The sequence below is a fragment of the Streptomyces sp. NPDC006332 genome (assembly GCF_040612855.1).
Classification (GTDB): Bacteria; Actinomycetota; Actinomycetes; order Streptomycetales; family Streptomycetaceae; genus Streptomyces.
In genome coordinates this window covers 1-26,120 of the sequence record NZ_JBEXRA010000012.1, presented here as the reverse complement: position 1 = coordinate 26,120, position 26,120 = coordinate 1, and the positions used below count along the sequence as shown (strand labels likewise).

Annotated in this window: 22 protein-coding genes and 3 pseudogenes; 14 read left to right on the top strand and 11 right to left on the bottom strand. The window is 70.2% G+C overall.

The window, feature by feature from the left end; genetic code table 11:
* Position 1: 1 nt before the first annotated feature.
* Positions 2–2,707: a helicase C-terminal domain-containing protein gene (locus ABZ027_RS13500; RefSeq protein WP_356767601.1), complete on the bottom strand. Its 2,706-nt coding sequence runs from the start codon at positions 2,705–2,707 to the stop codon at positions 2–4.
* A 177-nt stretch (positions 2,708–2,884) separates the two neighbouring features.
* Here ABZ027_RS13500 and ABZ027_RS13495 point away from each other — a divergent pair, with 177 nt between their 5' ends.
* A complete protein-coding gene (locus ABZ027_RS13495) occupies positions 2,885–4,030 on the top strand; it encodes a hypothetical protein (RefSeq protein WP_356767599.1) in 1,146 nt (381 codons plus the stop codon).
* 95 nt (positions 4,031–4,125) lie between these two features.
* On the top strand, positions 4,126–4,812 hold the full coding sequence (locus ABZ027_RS13490) for an HAD family hydrolase (RefSeq protein WP_356767597.1): 687 nt from the start codon (positions 4,126–4,128) through the stop codon (positions 4,810–4,812).
* On the opposite strand, the gene ABZ027_RS13485 is transcribed toward ABZ027_RS13490, so the two are convergent.
* Positions 4,791–5,039: a hypothetical protein gene (locus ABZ027_RS13485; RefSeq protein ID WP_356767595.1), complete on the bottom strand. Its 249-nt coding sequence runs from the start codon at positions 5,037–5,039 to the stop codon at positions 4,791–4,793. The two genes, ABZ027_RS13490 and ABZ027_RS13485, sit on opposite strands and share 22 nt — an antisense overlap.
* A gap of 161 nt (positions 5,040–5,200) precedes the next feature.
* Here ABZ027_RS13485 and ABZ027_RS13480 point away from each other — a divergent pair, with 161 nt between their 5' ends.
* The gene (locus ABZ027_RS13480) at positions 5,201–5,584 is read left to right on the top strand and encodes a cold-shock protein (RefSeq protein WP_356767593.1); all 384 of its coding nucleotides are present in this window, start codon (positions 5,201–5,203) and stop codon (positions 5,582–5,584) included.
* 75 nt (positions 5,585–5,659) lie between these two features.
* On the opposite strand, the gene ABZ027_RS13475 is transcribed toward ABZ027_RS13480, so the two are convergent.
* The 4 genes from ABZ027_RS13475 to ABZ027_RS13460 form a co-directional block, all read right to left on the bottom strand.
* Positions 5,660–6,514, bottom strand: a complete 855-nt coding sequence (locus ABZ027_RS13475) for a 1,4-dihydroxy-6-naphthoate synthase (RefSeq protein WP_356767591.1) — start codon at positions 6,512–6,514, stop codon at positions 5,660–5,662.
* Entirely contained in the window at positions 6,498–7,211 is a 714-nt protein-coding gene (locus ABZ027_RS13470) for a futalosine hydrolase (RefSeq protein WP_356767589.1), read from the bottom strand. The genes ABZ027_RS13475 and ABZ027_RS13470 overlap by 17 nt, the downstream gene beginning before the upstream one ends.
* Before the next feature lie 19 nt (positions 7,212–7,230).
* Positions 7,231–7,725, bottom strand: coding sequence for a hypothetical protein (locus ABZ027_RS13465; RefSeq protein WP_356767587.1), 495 nt, complete (start codon positions 7,723–7,725; stop codon positions 7,231–7,233).
* A gap of 107 nt (positions 7,726–7,832) precedes the next feature.
* Positions 7,833–9,266: an MFS transporter gene (locus tag ABZ027_RS13460; protein ID WP_356767585.1), complete on the bottom strand. Its 1,434-nt coding sequence runs from the start codon at positions 9,264–9,266 to the stop codon at positions 7,833–7,835.
* Positions 9,267–9,535: 269 nt separating this feature from the next.
* Between ABZ027_RS13460 and ABZ027_RS13455 the strand changes: the two genes are divergently transcribed.
* The gene (locus ABZ027_RS13455) at positions 9,536–10,462 is read left to right on the top strand and encodes a DUF3027 domain-containing protein (RefSeq protein ID WP_356767583.1); all 927 of its coding nucleotides are present in this window, start codon (positions 9,536–9,538) and stop codon (positions 10,460–10,462) included.
* A gap of 60 nt (positions 10,463–10,522) precedes the next feature.
* On the opposite strand, the gene ABZ027_RS13450 is transcribed toward ABZ027_RS13455, so the two are convergent.
* The 3 genes from ABZ027_RS13450 to ABZ027_RS13440 form a co-directional block, all read right to left on the bottom strand.
* Positions 10,523–11,440 carry a hypothetical protein gene (locus tag ABZ027_RS13450; protein WP_356767581.1) on the bottom strand — a complete coding sequence of 306 codons (918 nt, stop codon included), beginning with the start codon at positions 11,438–11,440 and terminating at the stop codon, positions 10,523–10,525.
* A gap of 25 nt (positions 11,441–11,465) precedes the next feature.
* Complete coding sequence (locus ABZ027_RS13445) at positions 11,466–12,338, bottom strand: helix-turn-helix domain-containing protein (RefSeq protein ID WP_356767580.1); 873 nt, start codon at positions 12,336–12,338, stop codon at positions 11,466–11,468.
* 234 nt (positions 12,339–12,572) lie between these two features.
* Positions 12,573–13,043, bottom strand: a complete 471-nt coding sequence (locus tag ABZ027_RS13440) for an ATP-binding protein (protein WP_356767578.1) — start codon at positions 13,041–13,043, stop codon at positions 12,573–12,575.
* Between the two features lie 153 nt (positions 13,044–13,196).
* On the opposite strand from ABZ027_RS13440, the gene ABZ027_RS13435 reads away from it, so the two are divergent.
* The 3 genes from ABZ027_RS13435 (at position 13,197) to ABZ027_RS13425 (ending at position 17,549) form a co-directional block, all read left to right on the top strand.
* Positions 13,197–14,072: a helix-turn-helix transcriptional regulator gene (locus ABZ027_RS13435; protein ID WP_356767576.1), complete on the top strand. Its 876-nt coding sequence runs from the start codon at positions 13,197–13,199 to the stop codon at positions 14,070–14,072.
* Positions 14,069–14,341: a DUF397 domain-containing protein gene (locus tag ABZ027_RS13430; RefSeq protein WP_356767574.1), complete on the top strand. Its 273-nt coding sequence runs from the start codon at positions 14,069–14,071 to the stop codon at positions 14,339–14,341. Before ABZ027_RS13435 ends, ABZ027_RS13430 begins: the two co-directional genes overlap by 4 nt.
* A gap of 76 nt (positions 14,342–14,417) precedes the next feature.
* Positions 14,418–17,549, top strand: coding sequence for a molecular chaperone Hsp90 (locus ABZ027_RS13425; protein ID WP_356767572.1), 3,132 nt, complete (start codon positions 14,418–14,420; stop codon positions 17,547–17,549).
* 11 nt (positions 17,550–17,560) lie between these two features.
* Here ABZ027_RS13425 and ABZ027_RS13420 read toward each other — a convergent pair whose 3' ends face one another.
* Together ABZ027_RS13420 and ABZ027_RS13415 are read right to left on the bottom strand one after the other, a co-directional pair.
* Positions 17,561–18,823 carry a GAF domain-containing sensor histidine kinase gene (locus tag ABZ027_RS13420; RefSeq protein WP_356767570.1) on the bottom strand — a complete coding sequence of 421 codons (1,263 nt, stop codon included), beginning with the start codon at positions 18,821–18,823 and terminating at the stop codon, positions 17,561–17,563.
* Positions 18,824–19,455: 632 nt separating this feature from the next.
* Entirely contained in the window at positions 19,456–20,589 is a 1,134-nt protein-coding gene (locus ABZ027_RS13415; RefSeq protein ID WP_356767568.1) for an amidohydrolase family protein, read from the bottom strand.
* Positions 20,590–20,761: 172 nt separating this feature from the next.
* On the opposite strand from ABZ027_RS13415, the pseudogene ABZ027_RS13410 reads away from it, so the two are divergent.
* From ABZ027_RS13410 to ABZ027_RS13380, 7 genes and pseudogenes are all read left to right on the top strand, one after another.
* Positions 20,762–21,224, top strand: a pseudogene (locus ABZ027_RS13410) (transposase); the annotation flags it as partial.
* A 31-nt stretch (positions 21,225–21,255) separates the two neighbouring features.
* Positions 21,256–21,399: pseudogene (locus tag ABZ027_RS13405) on the top strand (IS256 family transposase); the annotation flags it as partial.
* Positions 21,396–21,866: pseudogene (locus ABZ027_RS13400) on the top strand (molecular chaperone Hsp90); the annotation flags it as partial. The pseudogenes ABZ027_RS13405 and ABZ027_RS13400, both read left to right, overlap by 4 nt.
* A gap of 248 nt (positions 21,867–22,114) precedes the next feature.
* Positions 22,115–22,894, top strand: a complete 780-nt coding sequence (locus ABZ027_RS13395) for a DUF5707 domain-containing protein (protein WP_356767566.1) — start codon at positions 22,115–22,117, stop codon at positions 22,892–22,894.
* Between the two features lie 46 nt (positions 22,895–22,940).
* Positions 22,941–23,819 (top strand): calcium-binding protein, encoded by an 879-nt coding sequence (locus ABZ027_RS13390; protein ID WP_356767564.1) that lies wholly within the window; start codon positions 22,941–22,943, stop codon positions 23,817–23,819.
* A gap of 183 nt (positions 23,820–24,002) precedes the next feature.
* The gene (locus ABZ027_RS13385; protein WP_356767562.1) at positions 24,003–24,902 is read left to right on the top strand and encodes a hypothetical protein; all 900 of its coding nucleotides are present in this window, start codon (positions 24,003–24,005) and stop codon (positions 24,900–24,902) included.
* Between the two features lie 193 nt (positions 24,903–25,095).
* Positions 25,096–25,938 carry a hypothetical protein gene (locus ABZ027_RS13380; protein ID WP_356767560.1) on the top strand — a complete coding sequence of 281 codons (843 nt, stop codon included), beginning with the start codon at positions 25,096–25,098 and terminating at the stop codon, positions 25,936–25,938.
* Positions 25,939–26,120 lie beyond the last annotated feature (182 nt).

Genomic DNA, 26,120 nt, shown 5'->3' with positions numbered 1-26,120 from the left:
ATCAAGGTCGGTCGTCGGCGAGCTCCGCGACACCGGTGACCCGGTGCAGCGGATACGTCCTGACCTCGTCCGCGGTGTGGTCGAACGCCGTGACGAAGCCGCCCTCGACCCGGATCGGGGCGATGACGCGCTGCGTGGCGGAGCCCTCGGCGTTGACGTAGCCGATCCACAGGGCCTCGCCGGTGAGGACGGCCGCCTGCACGGTCGCGAGGGTCTCGGCGGCACTGGTGCGGGGGAGTTCGCCCGAGCCGACCGGGGCGGCGGTGTCCTTGCGGGGGGCGGTGGAGGCGAGGTCACCGGCGCGGATGGCACGGACCGCGGCGGCGAGCAGGGTCGCGTCCGGGGCCGGGGGACCGTCCGGGACCGGCTCGGGCGCCGTGCGCGGCGGGGTGCGGTGGGCGAGGGCGCGGGTGATCACCACGTCGCCCTCGGCGGACTCGGCGGCCGGGGCGAAGCCCATCTCACGCAGACCGTCGAGGAGCGTGGCCGGGTCGGCCTGGGTGGCCAGCACGGTCGGCGCGAGGCGGCGCAGCCGCAGGACCGCGGCACGCTTGTCGGCCATGATCTCGTTGAGTATCGCGTCGTCGTCGCAGCGGACGTACGCGGAGGCGGCGCCCACCCGCAGGTGGCCGTGCTTGCGGGCCACGTCGTCGATCAGGTACGCGAGAGGCTGCGGAACCGGCGTACGCGAGTGGGCGGCGAGGAAGGCGTGCAGGTCGGAGGCTGCCCGGCCGGAGTCCAGGGCGCGCCGCACCGAGCCGGGCGTGAACCGGTAGACGGTGGCCCCGCCCTTCGACTCCACGTCCGCGAGCACGTCCAGCATCTCCGCCAGCGGGCGCTTGAGCGGACCGGGCGCCACCGCCGTCAGGTCCGCCTGGAGCAGGACGTGGTCCAGGGGCTCGGGGAGGAGCGGGGCGAGGATCCGGGCGGCGGTCGCGGAGGCGGTGGCCTGCTCGGAGGGCGAGAGGGGCGCCAGGGGAGGACGGGGCTGCGCGAGGGGCTGCACGAGGTCCGGGCGATGGTGGACGGGCAGCTTGTCGCCGGGGGTGGTCGGGTCGGTGGCCGAAGTGGCTGAGGTGACTGCCGTGGCCGACGTGGCCGACGAGTCGGATGAGCCCAATGAGTCGAATGAGGCGGCCGACGGGCCCGATGGGGTCGAAGTGGCCGAGGCGGTCGAGGTGTTCGGCGCGCCCGCGGCCCCCGGTGCGGGCGCGCCCAGCAGGGCCCGCCCGTGCGCCGACAGCGCGCCCCGGCCCGTCACACCCAGCAGCTCCGCCTCGGACAGGGCCCACCGGGCGAGCCGGCCGCGCAGGTCGTCGTTGCCGCCGGGCTCGCGCGGGGCAACCCCCACCGGGCCGCGCGGCGGGCGCTCCCAGCGCAGCCGGGCGAGCACCGACTCGGCGGACGGGGCGGCGCCCTCCGGGAGCTCGGCCAGCAGGGCCAGCACCCGGTGCCGTACCTCGGGCGCGGCGGAACGGTCGAGTCCCGGCCCGAGCGCCGACAACGCACGTTCCTTCGCGTCCCGCCCGCCCACCAGACCGGACGTGCGGGTGGCCGTGAGCCAGACCTCCGCGAGCCGGGCCCAGCGCAGGGCCGGGGGCTGCTCCAGCCACTCGTCGTAGGCCGGGGTCGCCGCGTACCGCTCGGCACTCTCGCCGTCGGAGGCGATCAGCCCGGCCGCGTAGGCGAGTTCCACCCAGAACGCGGCGACCGGCTCGGGGAGGTCCAGGGCGACAGCGGTGCGCTTCAGGTCGCGGACGCTGAGACCACCAGCCCGCAGCACCGCCGGGCCGCCCTCGTCCCAGTCCTTCAGCAGTTCCTCGACGGTCGCCAGCGCCGTGTACGCCTGCCCCGCCGCGGTCGCGTCCACAACCTGTGGACGGTGCGTGACGACCACTTCGACCACCGGCGGCAGCGGCTCCGTGGCGCGGTGCGCGCGCCCGCCCCGCAGGTGCAGGGCCACTTCCCGGGGCAGTACGACCGTCCCGGGCGCCGTCGGCAGCAGCAGCCCCCGGTCCAGGAGCCACCGCAGATGGGTCGCGGGGTCGGCGGTGACCTGCCCGTACGGCGGTCCCCAGACGAGCCGGGCGAGCACCTCCGTGGCGTCCTCGGGGGCACCGGCGAGCAGCTTCGCCATCCGTTTGCGGTTGGTGAACAGCCTGGTGAGCGCGGTGACCGCGGACACCGAGTCGTGCGTCGAGCGGAGCCCGGCCGCCGTCACGATCTCCTGGATACGGCCCGGCGACATGCCCGCCGTCGCCTCCCGCACGGTCGGTCCCAGGCCGGTCGGCGACGGGTGCTGCGGTGAGGGCGCGAGCAGCTCACGGGCCGTGCGGACCAGCCGCAGCCGGTCGTCACCGCCCCACACCAGGGCCTGTTCGCGCAGGGTGTCCAGGGCCCGGGGCAGCGCGGCGGAGACCGCCGCGTCCTCCTGGTCGCCGGCCATCAGACCCAGCAGTTCGGTGTACGACGCCGGGTCCGCCGCCACCGCCAGCGCCTGGGCGGTCTGCGACGCGAACCGGTCCAGCCGCTCCAGAGCACGGACGACCGACGCGCGGGTGCCGGCACGGGTCGCGAGCTGCGTGAGGTCGGTCGGCACGGGGGCGATGAGATCGGGACGGGCCCGCAGCAGGGCGGCCAGGGACGCGTCGTCCCGCACGCGGAGTGCCTCTGCGAGGGAACGGGGCGAGGTGGCCGGGGTGCTCATCGAACCCACGGTAGCGGGTGCCCCTGTCCGCCCGGTGTTCGAGGACGAGGCCGTGCGCGCCGAGGCGGGGGTCCGCGAGGGCACGCCCGGCGACCCCCGCACCGGCTCCGGACAGCCGCACGGACGCGGTACGGTCATCCAACGGGGTCTCAATGCGCTGCCCCCCGGAGGAACTTCGTGGGTATCGAGAGCGATCAGGTCGTCTACGAGTATCTGAGCCGCGTCGGCGACGTGGCACAGCAACGTCAGCTGCCGTCGTCCACCCGCATGCGTCTGGTCTCGGAACTGCGCAACGAGATCGACCGGCGACGCGCCAAGGCCCCGGTCGACAGCCCCGCCGCCGTCCGCCGCATCATCGCCAGGCTCGGCAGCCCCGACGAAGTCGTCGACGCGGCGGGCGGCGACGGCACCGGCACCGGGAGCGCTCCGCAGGCCCCGGCCGCCGCCGTTCCCGTACAGCGAGTCGCGGACGACGAGGCCAGGCAGGACAGCGAGGCCAGGCAGGACAGCGAGGACACCGGGCGGTCGAAGCGGCTGCGGCGGATCGTGCCGCGCCCGCGCCCCGCCCAGACGTCGGCCGAGTCCGCGCCCGACGACCACGTGCCCTCCTCGCCGCACCGCGCGGGCGTGGACGAGCTCGGTGACAGCGCGACGCAGCCCGACTGGTGGCGGGTGGACAGCAGCCCCTTCGGGGTCGGGGACAGCGTGCCGGGGTTCGTCGGCGGGGTGGAGATCCCGGAACTGCTCAGGCCCCCACCGCCGAAGGAGGCCCCCGGGGCGGAGAAGGAGACCGCCGGGCAGACCGCCCCGGCGGTGGAGAAGGCCGCCGTGGTCGGCGAGGCAACGGGGAAGCCCGGGAAGCCCGGGAAGTTCGGGAGGACCTGGTGGCGGCCCAAGGCGGGGGCCGCGGGGGTCGCGCAGGCCGGGGAGGCCGTCGTGGACGCCCCGCTGCCCGCCCGGCGCCGCTTCCTGCCCGGCGGCGCGGGTGGCTGGAGCAACCCCTTCCTGCTGATCGCCGCCGGACTCCTCGTCGCCGGTGCCTTCCTCGGCAACTGGATCGCCCTGGTGCTGGGATGGGCCATCGCGTACGCCTCCCGGCGGCTGAGCGACGCCGAGACGAAGTGGGCGGTCATGGTCCTGCCCGGCCTGTCCGTCACGGCCGGTCTGGTCTGGCTGTGGGGCCGCACCGAGGGCCGCTGGGGCACCCCCATCGCCGAGGGCCACATGAACGACGCGATCTCCGAGACCTGGCCGTGGGTGGTCCGGGGGGCGGCCGTCGCGTCGGCCCTGTTCCTGGTGTGGCGGTCACAGCGACGGCGGTAGGCGGACGGCGGAGGGCCATCGGCCCCGGGCAGCGCGGGGCGGCGCGCCACCAGGCGGACGCCTGTCTGTCACCGGCCCTGGGCACAATGGCCCCTATGGCCTCGACGACCGAACCCGCATCCGCCGCCGCCCCCGCGTTCTCAGCCTCCTCCGCCGCTCCCGCGTCCTCCGCTCCGACCGTCGGCTTCGACCTCGACATGACCCTCATCGACTCCCGGCCCGGCATCCGCGCCTGCTTCCTGGCGCTGGCCGAGCGCACCGGGACGTACATCGACGCCGACCTGACGGTCACGAGGCTGGGCCCGCCGCTCGCCCAGGAGCTGGCCCACTGGTTCCCGGCGGACCAGGTGGCGGCCATGGGTGACCTCTACCGGTCGATGTACCCGGCGATAGCCATCGAGCCGACGCTCGCGCTGCCCGGCGCCCGCGAGGCGATCGCGGCGGTGCGCACGGCAGGTGGGCGGGCGGTCGTCGTCACCGCCAAGCACGAACCCAACGCCAAGCTGCACCTGGAGTACCTGGGCATCGAACCGGACGCGGTCGTCGGCGACCTGTGGGCCGAGCAGAAGGCGGTGGCGCTGCGTGAGCACGGTGCCGGCGTCTACGTCGGCGACCATGTCGGGGACATCCGGGGCGCCCGGGCGGCCGACGCCCTCTCCGTGGCCGTCGCCACCGGTCCGTGCGACACCGCCGAGCTGACCGAGGCCGGCGCGGACGTGGTCCTCGCCGACCTCACCGAGTTCCCGGCCTGGCTCTCCGCCTACCGTGAGACCCGCGCCTGACGGCGCCCCGCCGCGATCGACCGCAGCATTCCCGCGCCGGCGAGCACGAAGCCGACGCCCATGAGCATGCTCAGGCCGAACATGTACGTCGGGAAAGGCGTCGTACCGAGGAGGAACGGGGCCACGGTGACGAGTGTGGCCACTGCACCGATGAAGAACAGGAGCGCACCGGCGCGGATCAGTCGGTCACCGGGCTCGGCGGAATTGGTTTGGGTTTTGTCGCGCACCGGACCAGGGTAGTTCCTGCGCGAAGGAACAACCCGGTGACGTCTTGTCACCGGCTTGAAGACCATTAGCCTTGGTACCGGCGGGTCCCGACGACCCGCCCGAGTGCTATCCAGAGCCGTTTCAGAGCAGTTTTCCGACGAGTACGAGGACGAGGACAGGCATGCCTACCGGCAAGGTCAAGTGGTTCAACGGCGAGAAGGGCTTCGGCTTTCTCTCCCGCGACGACGGCGGTGACGTCTTCGTCCATTCCTCGGTCCTCCCCGCCGGAGTCGAGATTCTCAAGCCCGGCCAGCGGGTGGAGTTCGGAGTGGTCGCCGGACAGCGCGGTGACCAGGCGCTTTCGGTCGTGATTCTCGACCCGACGCCATCCGTCGCGGCCGCCACGCGCAGGAAGCCGGACGAACTCGCGTCCATCGTCCAGGATCTGACGACCCTCCTCGAGAACATCACGCCGATGCTGGAGAAGGGCCGTTACCCCGACAAGGTCTCCGGCGCGAAGATCGCGGGCCTGCTGCGCGCGGTCGCCGACCAGTTGGACGTATGAGACCGCGTCCGCCGGACGTGTGAGACCGCGTCTGCCGGACGTGTGAGGTCGCGACTGGACGGGTGAGTCCGCGACTTACGGAAAAGCGAGCGCGTTCGGGCCGAGGGGCGGTACCAGCCCCTCGGCCGCCGCGCGGGTGAGCAACCCCCGGATCGCCGCATAGCCGTCCTCACCGAGGTCGGCCGTGAACTCGTTGACGTACAGCCCGATGTGCTGGTCGGCGACGGCCGGATCCATTTCCTGCGCGTGCTCCATCACATACGGGCGGGAGGCCTCGGGATCGTCCCAGGCCGCGCGGACCGACGTACGAATGGAATCGGCCAACAGCGTCAGCTGCTCCGCCCCCAGTGACCGCTTCGCGATGATCGCGCCCAGCGGGATCGGCAGCCCAGTCGTCTCCTCCCAGTGCGCGCCCATGTCCGCGAGCTTGTGCAGCCCGTAGTTCTGGTACGTGAAGCGCGCCTCGTGGATGACGAGTCCCGCGTCGACCTTCCCGTCCCGCACGGCGGGCATGATCTCGTGGAACGGCATGACCACGATCTCGCCGACCCCGCCACGGATGGTGTCGGCGGCCCACAGCCGGAACAGCAGATACGCCGTCGACCTCTCGCTGGGCACCGCGACCGTCCGGCCGGTCAGGTCGACGCCCGCCTCCCGGGTCAGCACCAGCGGGCCGCAGCCCCGGCCCAGCGCGCCCCCGCAGGGCAGCAGGGCGTACTCGTCGAGGACGTACGGCAGCACCGCGTACGACACCTTCAGCACGTCGAACTCGCCGCGCTCGGCCATGCCGTTGGTGATGTCGATGTCCGCGAAGGTCACGTCGAACGCGGGCGCACCCGGCACCCGGCCGTGGGCGAGCGCGTCGAAGACGAAGGTGTCGTTGGGGCAGGGGGAGTAGGCGATCTTCAGGGGCTCAGTGAGGGGGCTCATGTGGGTTCCAACTCTCCAGTACGGGCGCGAGCTTCCCGAAGCCCGCCGTGAGGGCCGTCAGCGCGTCGCCGATACGCCACGCGGCCCGGTCGCGCGGACCGACCGGGTTGGACACCGCGCGCAGCTCCAGCACCGGCACCCCGTGTGCGGCGGCGGCCTCGGCGACCCCGAAGCCCTCCATGGCCTCGGCCAGGGCACGGGGATGGCGGTCCCGCAGCGCGGCCGCCCCGGCGGCGGTCCCAGTCACCGTCGAAACGGTCAGGACGGTGCCGGCGCGCGCCCCGGTCGCCGACGCGGCCTCCCGTACGAGTGATTCCGGTGGACGGTGGGTGACGGTGCCGAAGCCCAGCTCGGTCACCGGCACGAACCCGTCGGCCGTCTCGGCGCCCAGGTCGGCCGCGGTGATCTCGTCGGCGACGACGAGCGAGCCGACGGGCGCGTCCGGCGCGAAACCACCGGCGATCCCGGCGGAGACGACCAGGTCGTAGGGGGCGCCCTCAAGGGCGGCCGCGGTGAGCGCGGCCGCTGTGCGGGCGGCGGCGAGGGCAGGACCGACACCGGCGGCGAGGAGGTCGTACCCGCCGGGCAGCCGGTGCGCGACCGCCCCGGGCAGCCGCACCTCCCGGGCGGTCCCCGAGAACGCGTGTGCCACCGCGTCCCGTTCGACCGGGACGGCGGTGGCTACGAGGACACGCATGACGTGGTGCGGGCGCCGGTCAGGCGTCCGCGTTCTCCAGCTTGAAGTTCCACACACCCTTGAAGTCGGTGCTGTCGGCGGCCTTGTTCTGCTGGACGACGCTGATGTACAGCGTCTTCGGCGCGGTCTGCCCCTGCTGGTCGGCGAACAGGTCGACGCCCTCGAAGGCGTAGTACGTCTTCTTGTACACGCTGGTGACCTGCTGGCCGTTGATCCACAGGGCCCAGCCGGTGTCCGCGATCTCCGGGTCGACGCCGATGCGCAGGGTCTCGCTCTGCGGCACCTCGATCGAGTCCGACGACTTCTTCAGCGCGCACTTGGTGGCCTCTTGGCGCCCGAGGTTCTTGCCGTCGTCGTAGCACTTGGCCTCGGCGCTCACCGAGTTCCCGCCGACCGTGACGGTGGTGCGCGGCGTCGGCTTGTCACAGGCCGACAGGACGAGCAGTCCGGCGGATACGGCGCCGGCGGCGGCGACGGCGCGGCGGCGTCGCACAGCGGATTGCATCGTGGTCATGGGCGAAGGCTATCGGGCAGGTCCCCACACTCCCGTACGCGGGGGTACGACACACTCCCGCATGCGGGGGTACGACCGTGCCGTGGGTCAGGCCGGTCAGAAGGGCCCTACGCCACCCTCGGCCTCGCCGGTCCTCCGTGGCGGGCCGAGCTCAGCAGGCCACGGACCGTGCTCAGCCAGCCGACGGCGACGAAACCGGCGCCCACGAAGAGCCCCAGCGTGCCGTTGAGAGGCATCACGATCCCGACCGCGCCGCCGAACACCCAGGACACCTGAAGCAGCGTCTCGGAGCGCGCGAACGCCGACGTACGCACCTGCTCGGGCACGTCCCGCTGGATGAGCGCGTCCAGTGACAGCTTGGCCAGCGCCTGCGCGAACCCGGCGACCGCGGCCAGGCACGCCACCAGGAACGCCCCGAAGAAGATCGCCGCCGTGATCGCCACGCCGAGCACGAACGCCACCACCGTCAGGATGATGATCTCCGGCGCCCTCGACCGCAGCCACGCCCCGACCGCCGTACCGATCGCGTTGCCCGTCCCCGCCGCGACCCCCACGATGCCCAGCGACACCGCGGCGCTCTCACCGGTCAGCGGATGCTCCCGCAGCAGGAACGCCAGGAAGAAGATCAGGAAGCCGGAGAGACAGCGCAGGGCGGCGTTGGCGCCGAGGGCGTGGGTGACCGCGATACCGACCGTGCGCAGCCCGGGCCGCTTCACCGGCTTCAGGTGCGGTCCGTGCAGATGCTCCTCGTCGGCGGCGAGCAGCGCCCGGTCCTCGCCCTTGGCCGAGTCCACCTTCGGCGGCAGGGAGAAGGACAGGAACGTCCCCGCGACGAAGATCACGAAGGCGCCGTAGAGCGGCCAGCGGGGCCCGATCGCCTGGAGTCCCGCCCCGATCGGCGCGGCGATCCCGGTCGCCAGGAGCCCGCCCAGCGTGACCCGGGAGTTCGCCTTCACCAGGGAGAACTTGGGTGGCAGCAGCCTGGGCACCACGGCACTTCGCACCACGCCGTACCCCTTCGACGCGACCAGCACGCCGAGCGCCGCCGGATACAGCTCGATGCTGCCGGTGACCACCGCGCCGGACAGGACCAGCGCGAGCAGCGCCCGGGCGAGCATCGCGCCCGCCATCGCCGCGCGGCGGCCGTGCGGGAGCCGGTCGAGGAGCGGGCCGATCACCGGGGCGAGGATCGTGAAGGGCGCCATGGTGATCGCGAGGTACAGCGCGACCCGGCCCCGCGCCTCGTCGGTGGGGACGGAGAAGAACACGGTGGAGGCGAGCGCGACCGTGATCATCACGTCCCCGGCGCCGTTCACACCGTGAAGTTCGATGAGTTTGCCGAGCCCGGACTCGCCGGCCCCGTGCGCGTGGGTCGCCTTGCGGATGCCGCGGGCGGGTCCGGTCACCGGGAGGTGCAGGGCATGGCCGATCGAGCGGAGAGTGCCGCCCGCGCGGCCCGATCCGCTGCCTCGACTGCTTCCCCTGATCCCTTTGGACCCACCGACCCCGGTGGCACCTTGGGGCGACTTCGCGGCTGCCACCCCGTCATAGTGCCCCGAGAAAGCCTCGCGTAGTGCAGTTACCGCGCGTATGGACGCGCACTTCTGACGGTGAACAGTCCCGTCGGTGTAGGCCAACCGGCGACGAACAGGTAGCGTGCGTATCTCAGCCATCCCGCAGAATGGGTGGTACAGGTGCGCCCGAGCGTGAGCGGGCGTGGACGTTGACGCGGTCCCCGGGTCCGCTCCGTCCGCCCCGTCGCCGACAGGCAGACGCACCCGAGAGACGGCGTAGGAGAGAAGCGATACCTGTGAGCGCAGCGACCACGCGAAGCCGCACCCCCGACCGCCTGTGCGCCGAGGCCGTCGACCTCGCCCGCACCGCCGCCGAGGAGGCCGCCGCGCCAGGCGTGGTCGGCGAGCACTCGGGCCTGGTGTCCGAGGGTGACCGGGTGGTCACGCACTTCTTCGAGTGCAAGGAACTCGGCTACCGGGGCTGGCGCTGGGCCGTCACGGTCGCCCGCGCCTCCCGCGCGAAGATCGTCACCCTGGACGAGGTGGTCCTGCTCCCGGGGCCGGACGCCCTGCTGGCGCCGGAGTGGGTGCCGTGGAGCGAGCGTCTGCGGCCGGGCGACATGGGCCCCGGCGACCTGCTCCCGACGGACGCTGAGGACCTGCGCCTGGAGCCCGGCTACTCCGGCGACGACGAGCCGCTGCCCAACGCGCCCGTCACGGAGGAGCTGGCCGAGCTGGCGGAGGCGGAGGACGCGGAGGTCACCGGCGCCGCCCCCGCCGGTCTTCCCGCCGTCCCCGCCCGCGGTTCCATCGCCGCGGTCGCCGAGGAACTCGGCATGCGGCGGGCCCGGGTCCTGTCCCGGTACGGCCTGCACATCGCCGCCGACCGCTGGGAGGAGGCGCACGGCGCCCAGACGCCGATGGCGCAGGCGGCGCCCGCGTCCTGCGTCAGCTGCGGGTTCCTCGTCCCGGTCGGAGGGTCCCTGGGCCAGGCCTTCGGAGTCTGCGCCAACGAGTTCTCCCCGGCCGACGGCCGCCTGGTGTCCCTGGCCTACGGCTGCGGCGGACACTCGGAGGCAGCGGTCATGCCGACCCCGCCGCGGCCCGCCCCGCCGGTGATCGACGAGACGACGGTGGACCCGTTCCCGCTGCGCCCGGCGGCGGACTCGGGTTCCGTACCGGGGGTCTACGACGAGGATGCGGCGGAGTTGGGGCACTCGTAGGGTGCTGCGGGTTCCGTATACCGGATGCACCGGGGCGGTGGTGTCGCCCCGGCTTCTCGCTCACGGCTGCTCGTGTGTGGAGATCTCGTCGAAGATCTCGTCCGTGGACGGTGCGGTGATGGCTCGGTCGAACCAGCGTCCCAGGGTGTCCAGATCGTCGCAGGACGTGATGCGCTCGCGGTCGGCGTCTGAGACCTCCAGGCCACGGCGGTCCAGGATCCGCAGGATGTCCTCGGCGCGGCTTTGGGCGATGCCCTGGGCGATGCCTTGAGCGCGGCCTTCGTCCCGGATTTCCTCGGACAGCCACGACTTGTAGAAGGAGAGGTCCACGGCCACCAGATTCCTCCAGAGTTCTGCGGCTCGGCGGTTGTTGCCGATGCCTTGTGCAATGAATTCGACGATGGGGTCGGTTACGGCGTCGGGTGCGTCACTCAGAGCGGCGGACAGCGCTTTGAGTATCCCACCGACGACCGGTTCTTTCGCGTGAGCGATGGCGGACAGCGCGGTCAGCGCCAGGTCGGAACGGGCCTCGTCCGGATCCGTGATGACGGGCAGGTTGTGCGGGCCCGCCACGAGCGGACGGAGGACGAGCGCGGGCCACTGGGCGGGCCCGATGGGCACGGGACGGGCGGCCCACTCGGCCGTGGGCCGGTCCTGGCACACGACCAGCAACAGGGGCGGGAGCTTGTACTTGGTGTGCAGGTACGAGAGGTAGTAGGCCCAGCTGGCCGGCTTGTCGGGATCTTTCTTTCCCTGGGACTCGATGGCCAGCAGGAACGAGTCCGTGCCGTCGGAGTCGAAACGCAGCAGCGTATCCACGCGGCGTTCAACAGGTCGGGTCTCGGTGAGGTCGGTCGGCAGGACCGTGACCGCGGTGGGCGGGGCGAAGGTGAGTCCGAGGGCCCGGGAAACCCCGGTGAACAGCCCCGGGTACTCCTGGAAGATGCGGTGCATCGCCTCGTGTGGCGAGTTGACCATGCGGTTCCTTGTTCTGGGAGAGCGGTCAGAGGTGTGAGGGGGAGAGAAGCCGGCAGTCACGGCAGCGGCCGGGTTCGGGGGAGCGGAAGGCGCGGTCGCAGCCCTCGCAGGTCTGGAGGGGATGCCGGACGGCAGGCGGGGACGTGGGGGCGCGGAACGGCGGTGGGGGCGGCAGCTGGGCGCTGAGACGGTGGGCCAGGAGGGCGGCCGGGCGGCGCAGGCCCTCGGGTGGCAGGTCCGTGGTCAAGGCGTGGCGTACGGCGGTGGGGGTGACGTCACGCTCCAGCCAGGCGGCGACGCCGGGGGCCAGATGGGCGGTGTCGCAGGCGGCGAGGAGGAGGCGGGGGTCGTCGCGTTGGAGGCCGGCGAGGAGGTCGGTGGCTGTCTGGAGGAGGGTGGGGGCGGGGTAGGCCGGGCGGGGTACGGCGGGGAGGGGCTTGCGAGGTGTGCGCTTCTTGGCCGCCGCCGGGCGTGCAGGGGGTGCGGGAAGTGCGGGGGCTGGGCGGTCCGGCTCGTCCGCGTGGCGTGCACGCCCTCCGGGCTGGTTGCAGGAGACCGTGCGGGTGACGATGCGGCCACCGGGGATGCGGCGGCGTTCGCGGCGTAGATAGCCGTGGGTTTCCAGTTCGCGCAGGGCGGCGGCGATCCGGGTCGCACCCTCGGGGAAGCGGTCGGTGAGGGTCTTGATGTCGGCGCGGGCGCCGGTGGGCAGGGACTGGATGTACACGGCCAGTCCGATGGCGAGGCCCGACAGCTCCCGGTGCTGGGCGAGGTGGTTGCCGATCACCGTGAAGCGGGTGGTGTGGCGGGTGTTGTCGTGAACCACACCGGAGTGGTGGTTCTTGCCCGAGATACGGGACTGGGCGTGCGAGGGCGCGCTAAGGTCTTGGGTGTCCATCAGGAAGGGCCTAACTTCCTCGGTGGTCAGGCCCTCGATCGGGATCGCTAGTCCCGGCCGGGGGCCGTCGCATGTCTGCGGTGCGGTTGTCTGGGTGGTGCCGCGCTGAGCGTAAGGCCGACAACCCGTCCCAAATCCAGCTGAGTTGGCGATGTTCACTCGCGCGAGTGAGTCGGCACGGCAGCCGGCGGGAGGGGTGGGGTTTGGTCCGTTTCTTTCACCGTCGTGGTCCTTTCAAAAGGGCGCCCCTCGCACCGGAGCATGGATTCCTGTAGCACGGTGGGGGAGGGCGATTTCGGCCCAGACCGTCTTGCGTGGGCGCGGCCCGGGGGTGACGCCCCAGCGGTCGGCAAGGGCGTCGACGAGCACGAGCCCCCGGCCCGACTCCGCGTCGGGCGCGTGGCGTTGGACGTGCGGGAGGCGGTCGCCGTACGTGTCGCTGACCTCGATTCGGAGGATGTCGGCGACGACGTGGAGCGTGAGCCTGAAGTCGCGTCCCGGGACGCGGCCGTGGGTCGCCGCGTTGGCCGCCAGCTCGGCCACGATGTGCACCGCCGGATCCAAGGGGAGTTCCCAGGCGCGGAGTTGCTCGGTGGCGAGGAGACGGGCGAGGCGAGCACCGCGTGGTGTGGGTGACAGCAGCAAGCTGAAGTTGCGGATGGGGGTGACGAATCGGGCCCCTGGGGCGGCGGTTTCTTGATTCACGTCACTCAGCGTGGCGAAGCATGCCTACCGTGAACAGTGACGACGCGAGTACGTAGGGTGACTGTCCGGAGCTTGTCCGGTCGCGTCCGGGCTGTCGGGACAGCGCGTACGGGTAGGGCGTCGCTGCATGGTCGTACGACGGAGGGGTGCGGGATGTCGGTGGACGCCGAGGCGGGACGGCTCAGGAGCGAGGCGGACGAGCCGGGGTGGGAGGTGGATCCGGACGACGACTGGGGTGTGGCGGTCGTGGCCACGGTGGGACGGCAGTTGCGGCTGCGCAGGGAGGCCGTGGGGATGCGGGCCGCCGACTTCGGGGAGGCGGTCGGGTACGGCGAGGACATGGTCTACAAGATCGAGGGCGGCAAGCGGATTCCCCGCCCCGAGTATCTGGACAGGGCGGACGAGGTGTTGAGCGCGGGTGGGCTGCTCGCGGCGATGAAGGAGGACGTGGCGCGGGTTCGGTATCCGAAGAAGGTGCGGGATCTCGCTCAGTCAGAGGCCAAGGCGGTCGAGCTTCAGCTCTACGACCCGCTGAACATCCACGGACTGTTGCAGACGCCGGAGTACGCACGCGCACTGCTTCTGATGCGGCGCCCCGCGTACGCCGGGGAAGAGGTGGAGCGTTTCATCGCCGCGCGGGTGGCCCGCAAGGCCGTCTTCGAACGGGACCCGGCGCCGGAGATCAGTTTCGTTCTGGAGGAGTGGACGCTTCGTCGCCCCCTGGGCGGGAGGGCGGTGGTGCGCCGACAGCTGGAGCACCTGCTGGAGGCGGCGCGGTTGCGGAACGTGGAACTTCAGGTGATGCCGATGGACCGCGAGGAGCACGCTGGAGTGGACGGCTCCATCGAAGTGCTGAAGTTCGCCGACGGTTCGGCGGTAGGGCGCTCGCCAGTGGTGGCCAACGGCCGTCCGGTCTCTGATCCCAGGCAGCTCCGTATCCTGGAACTGCGCTATGGCATCATCCGGGCTCAGGCGCTCACGCCACGTGAGTCAACGGCCTTCATCGAGCATCTGCTGGGGGAAACATGATTGGCAATACCTCGGCCGGGGGCGCCTCCGACCTGGCGTGGTTCAAGAGCAGCTACAGCAGCGGCAGCGAGGGCGACTCCTGCGTAGAGGTGGCCCTGGACTGGTCCAAGAGCAGCCACAGCAGCAGCAGCGAAGGTGACTCCTGCGTCGAGATCGCCGCCACCCCCCACACCATCCACGTCCGCGACTCCAAGCACACCGACGGCCCCCGGCTCGCGCTCGCGCCACAGGCATGGTCGGGCTTCGTGGCGTACGCCGCCAGGGGCTGACACCGGACGGTCCGCTTCCTGCTCCTCGGTCGATGGGCGGTACCTTCATCATCACGCCGATGAGGAGAGTGTGACCGTGAGCAAGTTCGTGCGGCCCGCAGCCGAGGGTGCCGATCCGTTCGGGACGGCCCGTCTTCGGCGCGGAGTACTCGACGCCTGGGCCACCAGCCCCGCCCGGTTCCGTGAGGACGCCAACGCCGAGGAGGATCTCGCCCTCGGTGGCTACCGGGACCGGCTCGTCGTGGAGCTCGCTCAGAACGCCGCCGACGCCGCGGCCCGGGCAGGTGTCCCGGGACGGCTCCGGCTCACCCTCCGCGAGGGTGTCCTGGTCGCCGCGAACACCGGCGCCGCCCTGGACGCGGCCGGTGTCGAGTCGCTGGCCACGCTCCGGGCCTCCGCCAAACGCGGCACCGACGAGAACACCATCGGCCGCTTCGGCGTCGGCTTCGCCGCCGTTCTGTCCGTCACCGACGAGCCCGCGGTGGTGGGCCGGCACGGCGGTGTGCGCTGGTCCCTCGCCGAGGCCCGGGAGCTGGCCGCCGACGTCGCCCGGCACAGCCCTGGGCTGGGGGACGAGGTCCGACGGCGGGACGGACACGTGCCCCTGCTGCGGCTCCCGTTCCCCGCAGAGGGCACCGCCCCCGACCCGTACGACACCGCCGTCATCCTGCCGCTGCGCGACCCGGCCGCAGCCGACCTCGCCGAACGCCTGCTGAACAGCGTGGACGACGCCCTGCTGCTGGCCCTGCCCGGGCTGGCGGAGGTCGTGATCGAGAGCGGCGACCACGCCCCACGCACCCTCAGCCGCCACACCGACGGCGCCTTCACCGTCGTAGCGGACTCGCGGGACGGTACGACCCGGTGGCACACGGCCGCCGCGCACGGCCCGCTCACCCCCGACCTGCTCGCCGACCGCCCCGTGGAGGAGCGACTGCGGCCGCACTGGTCGGTCACCTGGGCCGTGCCCGTCGACGAGGACGGCGCCCCGGGCTGCCCCCGCACCAGCCCCGTCGTGCACGCCCCCACCCCCAGCGACGAGCCCCTCGGGGTGCCCGCCCTGCTCATCGCGTCCTTCCCGCTGGACACCACCCGTCGGCACGCGGCCCCCGGCCCGCTGACCGACTTCCTGGTGCAGCGCGCGGCGGACGCGTACGCCGGACTCCTCGCCGGCTGGCGGCCGGTGACCGCCGGCGTCATCGACCTGGTGCCCGGCCCGCTGGGCAAGGGCGAGTTGGACGGCGCGCTGCGGCAGGCGATCCTGGAGCGGCTTCCCCGTACGGCCTTCCTGCCGCCCGCCGCGGAGCCTTCGGAACAGTCCGAGGACGACGCCCTGCCCGAGGCGCTCCGGCCCCGCGACGCCGAGGTGGTGGAGGGCGCGGGCGCCGAGACCGTGCGAGTCCTCGCCGAGGTGCTTCCCACCATCCTCCCCGCCGGACTCGAACGACGCGTCGAACTGCGGACGTTGGGTGTCGCCCGAGTCCCGCTGACGGACGCCGTGGACCGGCTGGCCGGGCTGGAGAAGGCCCCGGAGTGGTGGCGGCGGCTCTACGACAGCCTGGCGGGCGTGGACCCGGACCGGCTGTCCGGGCTGCCCGTGCCGCTCGCCGACCGGCGGACCACCATCGGGCCCCGGCAGGTCCTGCTGCCCACCTCCGACGGCGCCCCCGTCGACCCGGAGATCCTGGCCCGCCTCGGCCTCAAGGTGGCCCACCCGGACGCCGCCCACCCCCTCCTGGAGAAGCTCGGCGCGCTGCCCGCGACCCCGCGCGCGGTGCTCACCACCCCGCAGGTCCGGGCGGCCGTCGCCGCCTCCCTCGACGACGACGGCGGGCTGGACTGGGAGCAGGACGCGCCCGACGCCGAGGAACTGGCCGACACGGTCCTCGCGCTCGTACGGGACGCGGGCCTGGAGCCCGGCGACGAACCCTGGCTCGGCGCCCTCGCGCTGCCGGACGAGGACGGCGAACTCGCGCCCGCGGGCGAGCTCGTACTGCCCGGCAGCCCCTTCCACCAGGTCATGCGCGAGGACGAACTCGCCACCGTGGAAGCGGAGTTGGCCGACAAGTGGGGGGAGCAGCCCTTGGCCGCGTGCGGGGTGCTCGCCACCTTCGCCCTCGTCCGCGCCACCGACGTCGTCCTGGATCCCGACGAACTGGAGCCCCGCGATGGGGACTTCGCCGAACCCGACGACCCCGGTCTGCTGGACGCCGTGGACGTGTGGTGCGAGGACATCCTCGACCGGTTCCCGGACACACCCGTACCGCCGGTCGCCACGGAGCTGGTCGCCGTACGGGACCTGGATCTGGTGGACGAGGACAAATGGCCCCAGGCGCTGGCTCTGCTGTCGCAGCCCCCGCTGCGTGACGCCCTCGTCCAGCCCGTGCGGATCCTGCTTCCCGACGGCACCCACGAGGTCGTACGGCCGTACACGGCCTGGTGGTTGCGCGGGAACCCCGTCCTCGACGGCCGCCGTCCCGCCGGTCTGCTGGCCGCCGGGGGTGACGCCCTCCTGCGCGGGCTCTACGACGAAGCCGACGCGACCGGCTTTGACGACGAACAGGTACTGCGGGCGCTGGGCGTGCGTACGTCGGTCGCCGCCCTCCTTGAGGAGCCCGGCGGCGCCGCCGAACTGCTGCACCGCCTCGCCGACCCGGGCCGGGAGGTCACCGGCGCCCAACTGCACGCCCTCTACAGCGCCCTGGCCGACCTGGACCCCGAACAGGTGACCCTCCCGGACGAGTTGCGGGCCGTGATCGACGGACGGGTCGAGGTCGTGGACGCCGCCGAGGCCGTGGTCGTCGACTCACCCGACCTGCTGCCCTTCACGGACGGCGTCCCGCTCCTGCCCGTGCGCCCGGCGCGGGCCGCCGAGTTGGCGGAGCTGTTCCAGGTACGGCGGCTGAGCGAGTCCGTCACGGGTGAGGTCGACTCCAAGGGAACTGAGCACGAGGTCCCGGAGCCGGTACGGGTCCTGCTGGGCGCCCGCACCCCCTCGACGTACGTCGAACACGAGGAACTCGTCGTGGCCGGGGTCGACTTGGACTGGCGTCTGACGACGGACGGCACCCTGCACGCGGCGACCCTGGAGGGCGTGGCCGCCGGTCTCGCCTGGGCGGCGGGCCAGTGGCCCCGGCGGTTCGAGGTGGCGGCACTGCTGGAGGACCCGTCACGGACGGGGGAGTTGGCGCGGGATCGCTGGTTCGACTGAGCTTGGCCGATTCAGTGGGACGGCCGCGTCGGGCGAAGTCGGTTCGATGCGGTCTCGCTGGGCAGGGTGAGCACGGCGGTGGTGCCGCCGCCGGGTGTCTCTTCGAGGCGGAGGCTGCCGCCGTGGGCTGTGGCGATCCGATGGCAGGTGGCCAGCCCGATGCCGGAGCCTTCGACGTCTTTGTCCAGGCGGGTGAACATGTCCATCACACGCTGCCGGTCCTGCGGCGGGATGCCGCGGCCGTTGTCGATGACGGCGATGTCCCAACCGCGCGGGTGAGGTTCGGCGGCGAGGACGATCTGGCATGGTCGTTCGGGTCTGCGGAATTTGAGGGCGTTGCTGACGAGGTTCTGCAACAGCACGCGCAGTTGGGTCGGGTCGGCGCTCAGGGTGGGCAGTCTCTCGACTGTCACGCACGCGCTGTGGGTGCGGATGGGGCTGTCGAGGTCCTCGATGACGGCGTGGGCGAGGGCGTTCAGGTCGACGGTTTCGAGGTGGAGTTGTCCGCCCGCGCTGGCCAGGGCGAGCACGTCCTCGATCATGGTGCGCATGCGGTTCGCGGACCTGATGACCCGTTGGGCGCAGAACGAGGCGTCGGGGTCGCCGGCGATCGCCGGGATGTCGATGAGGTTGTCGGCGTGACCGAGGATGCCGGTCAGCGGGTTCCTCAGGTCGTGGCTGACCTGTCCGGCGAACTGCTGCAGGGCGGAGTTGGAGCGTTCGAGTTCCGCGCGTGCTTCGTCGGCGGCTTCCAGAGCTTGATGCAGCAGCCTCTGGTGACGGTGCAGGTCGAGGACGTCGACGACCATTGCGGCCAGCTTGTCCAGCGCGTCCCGTTGCGAGACGGTCAGGCGACGGACCTGGGTGTCGAAGACACAGAGGGTGCCCAGGACTGGTCCCTCGGGGGCCCGAAGCTGGGAGGCGGCGTAGAAGCGGATGTCGCCGAGGGCGCCGCTGACGTAGGGGTTGTCCGCGAAACGAGGGTCCACTCTGGCGTCCGGGACGAACACCGGCTCCGGCTCCACGATGGTGACCGCGCACATGGAGTCGCTTCGGGCGCACTGCGTCGGTTCGAAACCGAGGGAGGCGACCAAGTTGGCGTGCTCGGCGGAGATGATGTTGATCACCGCGTGGGGGACCTGGCAGGTATAGGCGGCGAGTTCGACGAGTGACGCCAGGTCCGGTGGAGCCGACGCCGCCAGGATGCCGTACCGCTCAAGGACACGCAGCCGCTCGGGCTCATCAGCTGTCACCGGGAACGATGCTGCGGCCACGGTGGTCATCCCTTCCTGCCCGGTCGGTGTCGAAAGATCGTTCCCCATCCGACGCCCGCAGCAACGGTGTCACCCTGCGGATCACCCGGGCCGACTAGAAATTCGGCCCTGGCGTGGGTGACGGTCGCTGTGGCGGGCCGCTGCTGAGCCCGAAGATGTGGAAGACGGCTCGACGTCTTACGGGGCCCCACGGGCTCCCAATGCCTCGCCGGCGGGGACCATCGGCTGGCCCTGGCCGCGTCACGGCGCTCTGAACGCATATTCTCCATGATTTCATTGACTAACCTGGCCTTTTCCGGCCAGCTTTCTGCATAGTGATAGCGGCCATGGATCACTGCATTCAAAATCACGGTGCAACGGCCTCTCCGAGAATGACTTCCGCCGGGTAGCGCCCCGACGCCGTGCAGTGACGGGGCGCTACCTGTCGCCTACGACTGCGGGCGACTACTCCAGATACGGGCCGCAAGGCCTTGCCGGACCGGGAGGTGCTGTGCGGGATCCTGTATGCCGGGTGATCGAGCGGAGTTTTGCGTCAAACTCGCCTGCTGCCTTATCTCTCACCGACAACTCGACTCATTGTGTTAGCCGTTGTTGCAGCCAAAGCATTTTTCACTTCTGCCGACGCTGGCGCGTCAATTCACGGGCACTTTCATTCCGAAAATTTTTTCCGCATTTCGGAACGCAATTTTTTCCTTGGCTTCGCGCGGCAGATCGACTCCCCGGAACCAGTCGGTTTGAGTTTTCATATTTGCAAACGGGTAGTCGGTTGCGAACATCACTCGATCCACGCTTATGTATTTCAGCAGGAGATCGAGCAGTTCAGTCTGGGGGAATGCGCTGGTGGTGAACCAGAAATTGTCATGGAAATACTGCTCGAACGGCTTGTCCAGACTTTTCTCGGTCACTTCGCTCATCTTCTCCACGATGCGTTTGTAGAAGAACGGAAGGCCCTCTCCCATGTGGCCGATGATAATCTGGAGTTTGGGATGTCTGTCGAATACTCCTGAGGTGATCATTCGGAGGCACTGAGTGACGACTTCCTGGTGCCATCCATATGCAGAGATGCTGAGAACCTGGTCCTGGAACTCCTTCTGATATTCCGGCCTCATGTTGCTGTAGTAGATTTCGAAAACCTCGTCAGGCGGCAGGCCCGGATGGATGTATATCGGCACGTCAAGGGCTTCGGCGCGCGCCAGCAGGGGCTCAAAGTCGGGATGGTCGAGGAATTTCTTCCCGATGATTCCATTGGTCAAGCATCCCAGGAAGCCATCTTCTCGAACTGTGCGTTCCAGTTCGTCTGCCGAGGCCTCCGGATTCTGCAGAGGCAAGGTTGCAAATGCTTTGAACCGCCCCGGATAGGTGGCCATCGGTCCATCGACGAGCGTCTTGTTGAGACGATACGCAAAATCGATACCCTTCTGACCTTTGACATTCTGCACACCTGGCGTATGTGCGGAGAGGATTTGAACGTTGATCCCCGCCTCATCCATTGCACCGATGCGGCGCGGGCCGAGCTCGGCAAGACCAGTATCCTCGAGGAATAACCTGTCGTTCAGCACCATCAACTCATGGGTGGAAAAGGTCTCTTCCGTGCCGATGAAGGGCAGGTCCTGGTCCCGCAGCGAAATGTCCGAAGTCTTGTCCGGAGTCTTGCCCGAAGTCTCGTTCTCGTCCGCTGCCGAGACAATGGCATGCGTGGACAAGCCGGCACCAATGCCAAGTGCCGTGGCGGCGGTCAGAAAACCGCGGCGTCCCATGGGCTTCATGTCAGTCTCTCCTCAGGTGTTTGTGTGGTGCGGTATCTGGATGCCTACTTCCTACCGAGCGAACCTGAGACGAACGTTAGAACCCGTCCTTAACAACGGCTGACACAAAGAGGTGGATCGGCGCTGACGACCTTGTCCAGGGCAGGAGTTGAGCGTTCCGTCTGGTGTGGGAATGCCGCCGTGGATCGTGTCTGATGAACTGTGGAACCGCCTTGAACCGCTGCTGCCGCAGCGTGAGCGCAGGTTCCGGTACCCAGGCCGCAAGCCGTTGCCGGACCGGGAAGTGCTGTGCGGGAACTTGTATGTGCTGCACACCGGGATCCAGCGGGAGTACCTGCCGCAGGGACTCGGTTTCGGCTCGGGCATGACGTGCTGGCGGCGGCTGCGGGACTGGAACGAGGCCGGTGTCTGGCAGCGGCTGCACGAGGTCCTGCTGGCCGAGCTGAACGCGGCCTCACGGCTGCACTGGTCCCGGCCGGCCCCGCCGCAAGCCGGACTCGCTGTTCGCCGACCGTGGCTACGACCACGACGTCTACCGCGATCAGGTTCGCGCCCGCGGCATCGTCCCCGCGATCGCCCGACGCGGAACCCTGCACGGCACCGGACTGGGCACCTACCGCTGGGTCGTTGAGAGGTGACGAGCTGGAGAGCCGGGCCCAGGCCGAGGGCCTGCGGCTGACCGGCCAAGGCGGGCTGCTGCAGCAGTTGACCAAGCGGTTTCTGGAGTCCGCCCTGAAGGGCGAGATCACCGACCATCTCGGCTATGACAAGCACGATCCGGCAGGCAAGGACGGCGGCAACTCCCGCAACTGCACGCCCTCTACAGCGCCCTGGCCGACCTCGACCCCGAACAGGTGACCCTCCCGGACGAGTTGCGGGCCGTGATCGACGGACGGGTCGAGGTCGTGGACGCCGCCGACGCCGTGATCGTCGACTCACCCGACCTGCTGCCCTTCACGGACGGCGTCCCCCTGCTTCCCGTGCGCCCGGCACGGGCCGCCGAGTTGGCGGAGCTGTTCCAGGTGCGACGCCTGAGCGAGTCCGTCACGGGCGGGGTCGACTCCAAGGGCACCGAGCACGAGGAACTCGTCGTGGTCGGGGTCGACTTGGACTGGCGCCTGACGACGGACGGCACCCTGCACGCGGCGACCCTGGAGGGCGTGGCCGTCGGTCTCGCCTGGGCGGCGGGTCAATGGCCCCGGCGGTTCGAGGTGGCGGCGTTGCTGGAAGGCCCGTCACGGACAGAGGAGTTGGCTCGGGGCCGCTGGTTCGGCTGAGCCTGGCCGAATGAGCCAGACGGCCGCTTCGCCGGAGGGGACCAGGTGGGGCGGCACAGCAACCGGGCGCGTGCGGTCGGCCTTGAAACCTCGCACACAAAACTCTCACCGTTCGTACAACCATTCCCTCGTGTCGCGTATCTGATCCCGTGAGCCAACAGGCTCCACGATCACTTGGGCCCCGTCCGAAACCACGAGCCGTGTGGAACGACGGTCGTCGGGGCCCCCTTTCTCCACGGGGAAGACACATGCGCATGCGTGCCACCCTCGGCGTCGTCACCGGCGCCCTCGCGCTCTCCGCGATCGCCGTCCCGGCCGCTCAGGCCGACGACGCGTACGGCGACACGACTGTCTCGGGCATCTCGGTGAACGCGGGCAAGGCCGTCGTGGTCGGCTCGACGGCGACGAAGACCGTCACGGTCTCGTTCACCGTCAAGGACGACTCGGGTGTCAAGAACGCCATGGCCCTGCTCTGGCACGGCTCGGACTTCGACAACGCCGACAGCGCCGCCACCGCCAACTCCAGCGACGCGTACGCCAAGTGCACCAAGGTCAACGCCACCACCTCGACCTGCAAGGCGACCTACGACCTCAAGCCGGGCTACAACGCCATCAACGCGGTCGCCGGCACCTGGAAGGTCTGGGTCATCGCCTCCGGCAAGGACGGCGACTTCGTCCAGAAGGACAACGCCAAGACCTTCAAGCTGCAGCGCCTGTCGAAGCTGACGGTCAACGCCTCCCCCGAGCCGGTGAAGAAGGGCAAGACCATCACCGTCACGGGCAAGCTGACCCGGGCCAACTGGGACGCCAACAAGTACTCCGGTTACACCGCGCAGCCGGTGAAGCTGCAGTTCCGCAAGGCGGGCTCCAACACGTACACCACCGTCAAGACCATCAAGACGAACTCCACGGGCAACCTGAGCACCACCGTGAAGGCGTCGGTCGACGGCTACTTCCGCTACAGCTTCGCGGGCACCTCGACGACCCCGGCGGTCAACGCCGCGGGTGACTACGTCGACGTGAACTAAGCACTCCCTCAGTCCTTCTCATCCGTCTCCAACCATCGGGGAACGCATGCGTATACGTGCCACCGTGGCCGCCGTCACCGGCGCCCTGGCCCTCTCCGCCCTCGTCGTCCCGGCCGCGCAGGCCGCCGGGCAGGGTGCGCCGAGCCTGGACCGGCCGAGCGTCGCGGAGCGTTTCGGCACCTCGTCCGCCAGGTCGGCGTTCGGAGTGGCCTCCGCCGCGCCCACCGTCTCCAACGTGACGGTGAACGCCGGCAAGAACATCGTTCTCGGCACCACCGTCGCCAAGACCATCAACGTGTCCTTGACCGCCAGCCACCCCAGCGGCATCGAGGACGCCTACATCGACCTCTGGCACGGCACGGACGTCCAGGACGACCTCAACGGCTGGCTCCCGCCGAACGAGGAGACCGCCTCCTGCACGGCGACCAGCGCCACGACGTCGAAGTGCAAGCTCACCATCACGGTGAGGCCCGGACTGCACAGCGATGACGGGATCGGCGATCTGTACGCCAACCTGCTGGCCGGTACCTGGCACGTCACCGCTGCCGCCCTGTCCAAGGACGGCGAGGTCTACTCGAACGACTTCTACAAGACCCACAAGGTCCAGAGGCTGTCGAAGCTCACGGTCAACGCCTCGCCCGAGCCGGTGAAGAAGGGCAAGACCATCACCGTCGTGGGCAAGCTGTCCCGGGCCAACTGGGAGGACGGCAAGTACCACGGCTACACCGGCCAGCCGGTGAAGCTGCAGTTCCGTAAGAAGAACTCCAACACCTACAGCACCGTCAAGACCATCAAGACGAACTCCACGGGCAACCTGAGCACCACCGTGAAGGCGTCGGTCGACGGTTACTTCCGTTACGCCTTCGCTGGCACCTCGACGACCCCGGCGGTCAACGCCACGGGTGACTTCGTCGACGTGCGATAGGCGATCTGCGACACCTGACGTGACGTAGGAGAGGGCGCCGGCGGGGTTTCCGCCGGCGCCCTTCTCGTTCGCGGCTGTGGGCGCGGCGGTGAACCTTTTTCATCCGTCGCGCATCTGACTACGTGACTCAACAGGCTCATGGGGACGACCACCCCGGGGCCCTTTTCCACGTGGGGGATCAGCATGCGTATACGCGCCACCGTGGCAGCCGTCTCCGGCGCCCTCGCTCTGTCCGCGTTCGCCGTCCCGGCCGCGCAGGCCGACGACGGTTCTTCCGCCTCTACCTACCGTGCGCACGCCGAACGGGCGTTGTCGCACCTCACCTCGTCCACTGAATCCGGCTCGGGCAGAACCGCGCTTCGCGCCCCCGCTCCGCCCGCCCTCGATGTCAGCTTCTCGAACTTCAAGATCGCCAAGGCGGTCAAGGTCGGGACGACCGGCAGTGTCTCCGTCACGGCCACCTACACGCTGACCCACGGCGCCGACGTCGACATCAACGCGGACGACTTCGCCAACGGCCCCACGATGTACAAGGGTTCGTCGATCGAGAACGCCACCAACATGCTGTTCGGCGAGTACCCGGCCACCTGCACCGCGACCTCGGCGACCACCGCCGACTGCAAGGGCACGATCGAGATCGACCGCGACGAGGACTGGCTGACCAACGCCGACGCCGGCACCTGGTCGGGCGGCGGGCTGGCCATGAACTACAGCACCCGCCTCGACAAGATGCAGGGCGGCCTGGGCAAGATCCTCGTCCAGCGGACCTCCCAGCAGACGGTCAACGCCTCGCCCGAGCCGGTGAAGAAGGGCAAGACCATCACCGTCACGGGCAAGCTGTCCCGGGCCAACTGGGATGACGGCAAGTACCACGGCTACACCGGCCAGCCGGTCAAGCTGCAGTTCCGCAAGGCGGGCGAGAACACCTACAGCACCGTCAAGACCATCAAGACGAACTCCACGGGCAACCTGAGCACGACCGTGAAGGCGTCGGTCGACGGTTACTTCCGTTACGCCTTCGCGGGCACCTCGACGACCCCGGCGGTCAACGCCGCGGGCGACTACGTCGATGTGACGTCGTAACCAGCGACGACAGCGACAGGACGCCGGCCCCATGACCTTCTGAGGCCGGCGTTCCGCTTTCGTCATGGGGAACCCAAACGTTGCCCATGCAACGGCCAAATCACATCGCGCGGCTACAACCCGCGCCGCCCCTCGTGGATCTCATCGCGTGAGTCAACAGACTCCTCGATCACTTCTCCCCCAGGGGAACGCAATGCGCACAAGAGCCAAGCTGGCCGCCGTCTCCGCCCTGACCGGCGCCCTGGCCCTCACCGCCCTCGCCGCTCCGGCGGCACAGGCGGTCGACTCCGGCACGCCGTACACGCTGGACGTCAGCTTCTCGAACTTCAAGATCGCCTCGGCGATCAAGGTCGGGACCACCAACGAAGTCTCCGCCAAGGTCACCTACACGCTGACCCACGGCTCGGACGTCGACATCACGGCGGACGACTTCTTCACCGACGCCTTCATCTACCGCGGTTCGTACGACGACTCGACCAACGAGATCTACGACCACGACTTCTCCACCTGCACGGCTACCTCGTCGACCACGGCCACCTGCACCGGCTCCGTCGACATCGACCCCGCCGAGGGCGACCTCGCCAGCACGGACGCCGGTACCTGGCACGCCGCCGCGGAGGCGACCGCCTTCAACGGCCAGGACCCGTCCTCCAGCAGCATCGACTACAGCAAGGTCGGCTACAAGGACCAGGGCGGCCTCGCCACCACCCTGGTGCAGCGCTACTCCAAGCTCACCGTGAACGCCGGTCCCGAGCCGGTCTACAAGGGCAAGACCATCACCTCCACCGGCAAGCTGTCCCGCGCCAACTGGGATGACGGCCAGTACCACGGCTACACCGGCCAGCCCGTCAAGCTCCAGTTCCGCAAGGCCGGCACCACCACGTACACCACGATCAAGACGGTGACCTCGGACTCGACCGGCAACGTGAAGGCCACCGCCACCGCCGCCTACGACGGCTACTGGCGCTTCAGCTTCGCGGGCACCTCGACCACCCCGGCGGTCAGCGCCACGGGCGACTACGTCGACGTCAAGTAGAACTCGCCCCTTATAGGGGCGCGGGGAACTGCGCGACAAGCCACGATGCTCCCGCAGACGACACACAACGGGAGCATCGTCGGCCTTAGAAGCCGTATCTCAACCGATCTTGGAGCGTGTGGATCGAACAGAGTTCCTGGTCGGGTGATCTTTCGGCGGTACGCGCATGAAGGCAGGGCCTC

Coding starts and splice junctions, on each gene's coding strand:
- ABZ027_RS13395 (WP_356767566.1), top strand. CDS start 22,115: ATGCGCATGCGTGCCACCCTCGGCGTCGTCACCGGCGCCCTCGCGCTC.
- ABZ027_RS13475 (WP_356767591.1), bottom strand. CDS start 6,514: ATGAGCCCCCTCACTGAGCCCCTGAAGATCGCCTACTCCCCCTGCCCC.
- ABZ027_RS13430 (WP_356767574.1), top strand. CDS start 14,069: ATGATTGGCAATACCTCGGCCGGGGGCGCCTCCGACCTGGCGTGGTTC.
- ABZ027_RS13385 (WP_356767562.1), top strand. CDS start 24,003: ATGCGTATACGCGCCACCGTGGCAGCCGTCTCCGGCGCCCTCGCTCTG.
- ABZ027_RS13415 (WP_356767568.1), bottom strand. CDS start 20,589: ATGAAGCCCATGGGACGCCGCGGTTTTCTGACCGCCGCCACGGCACTT.
- ABZ027_RS13390 (WP_356767564.1), top strand. CDS start 22,941: ATGCGTATACGTGCCACCGTGGCCGCCGTCACCGGCGCCCTGGCCCTC.
- ABZ027_RS13470 (WP_356767589.1), bottom strand. CDS start 7,211: ATGCGTGTCCTCGTAGCCACCGCCGTCCCGGTCGAACGGGACGCGGTG.
- ABZ027_RS13465 (WP_356767587.1), bottom strand. CDS start 7,725: ATGACCACGATGCAATCCGCTGTGCGACGCCGCCGCGCCGTCGCCGCC.
- ABZ027_RS13500 (WP_356767601.1), bottom strand. CDS start 2,707: ATGAGCACCCCGGCCACCTCGCCCCGTTCCCTCGCAGAGGCACTCCGC.
- ABZ027_RS13445 (WP_356767580.1), bottom strand. CDS start 12,338: ATGGACACCCAAGACCTTAGCGCGCCCTCGCACGCCCAGTCCCGTATC.
- ABZ027_RS13380 (WP_356767560.1), top strand. CDS start 25,096: ATGCGCACAAGAGCCAAGCTGGCCGCCGTCTCCGCCCTGACCGGCGCC.
- ABZ027_RS13490 (WP_356767597.1), top strand. CDS start 4,126: ATGGCCTCGACGACCGAACCCGCATCCGCCGCCGCCCCCGCGTTCTCA.
- ABZ027_RS13435 (WP_356767576.1), top strand. CDS start 13,197: ATGTCGGTGGACGCCGAGGCGGGACGGCTCAGGAGCGAGGCGGACGAG.
- ABZ027_RS13450 (WP_356767581.1), bottom strand. CDS start 11,440: ATGGTCAACTCGCCACACGAGGCGATGCACCGCATCTTCCAGGAGTAC.
- ABZ027_RS13480 (WP_356767593.1), top strand. CDS start 5,201: ATGCCTACCGGCAAGGTCAAGTGGTTCAACGGCGAGAAGGGCTTCGGC.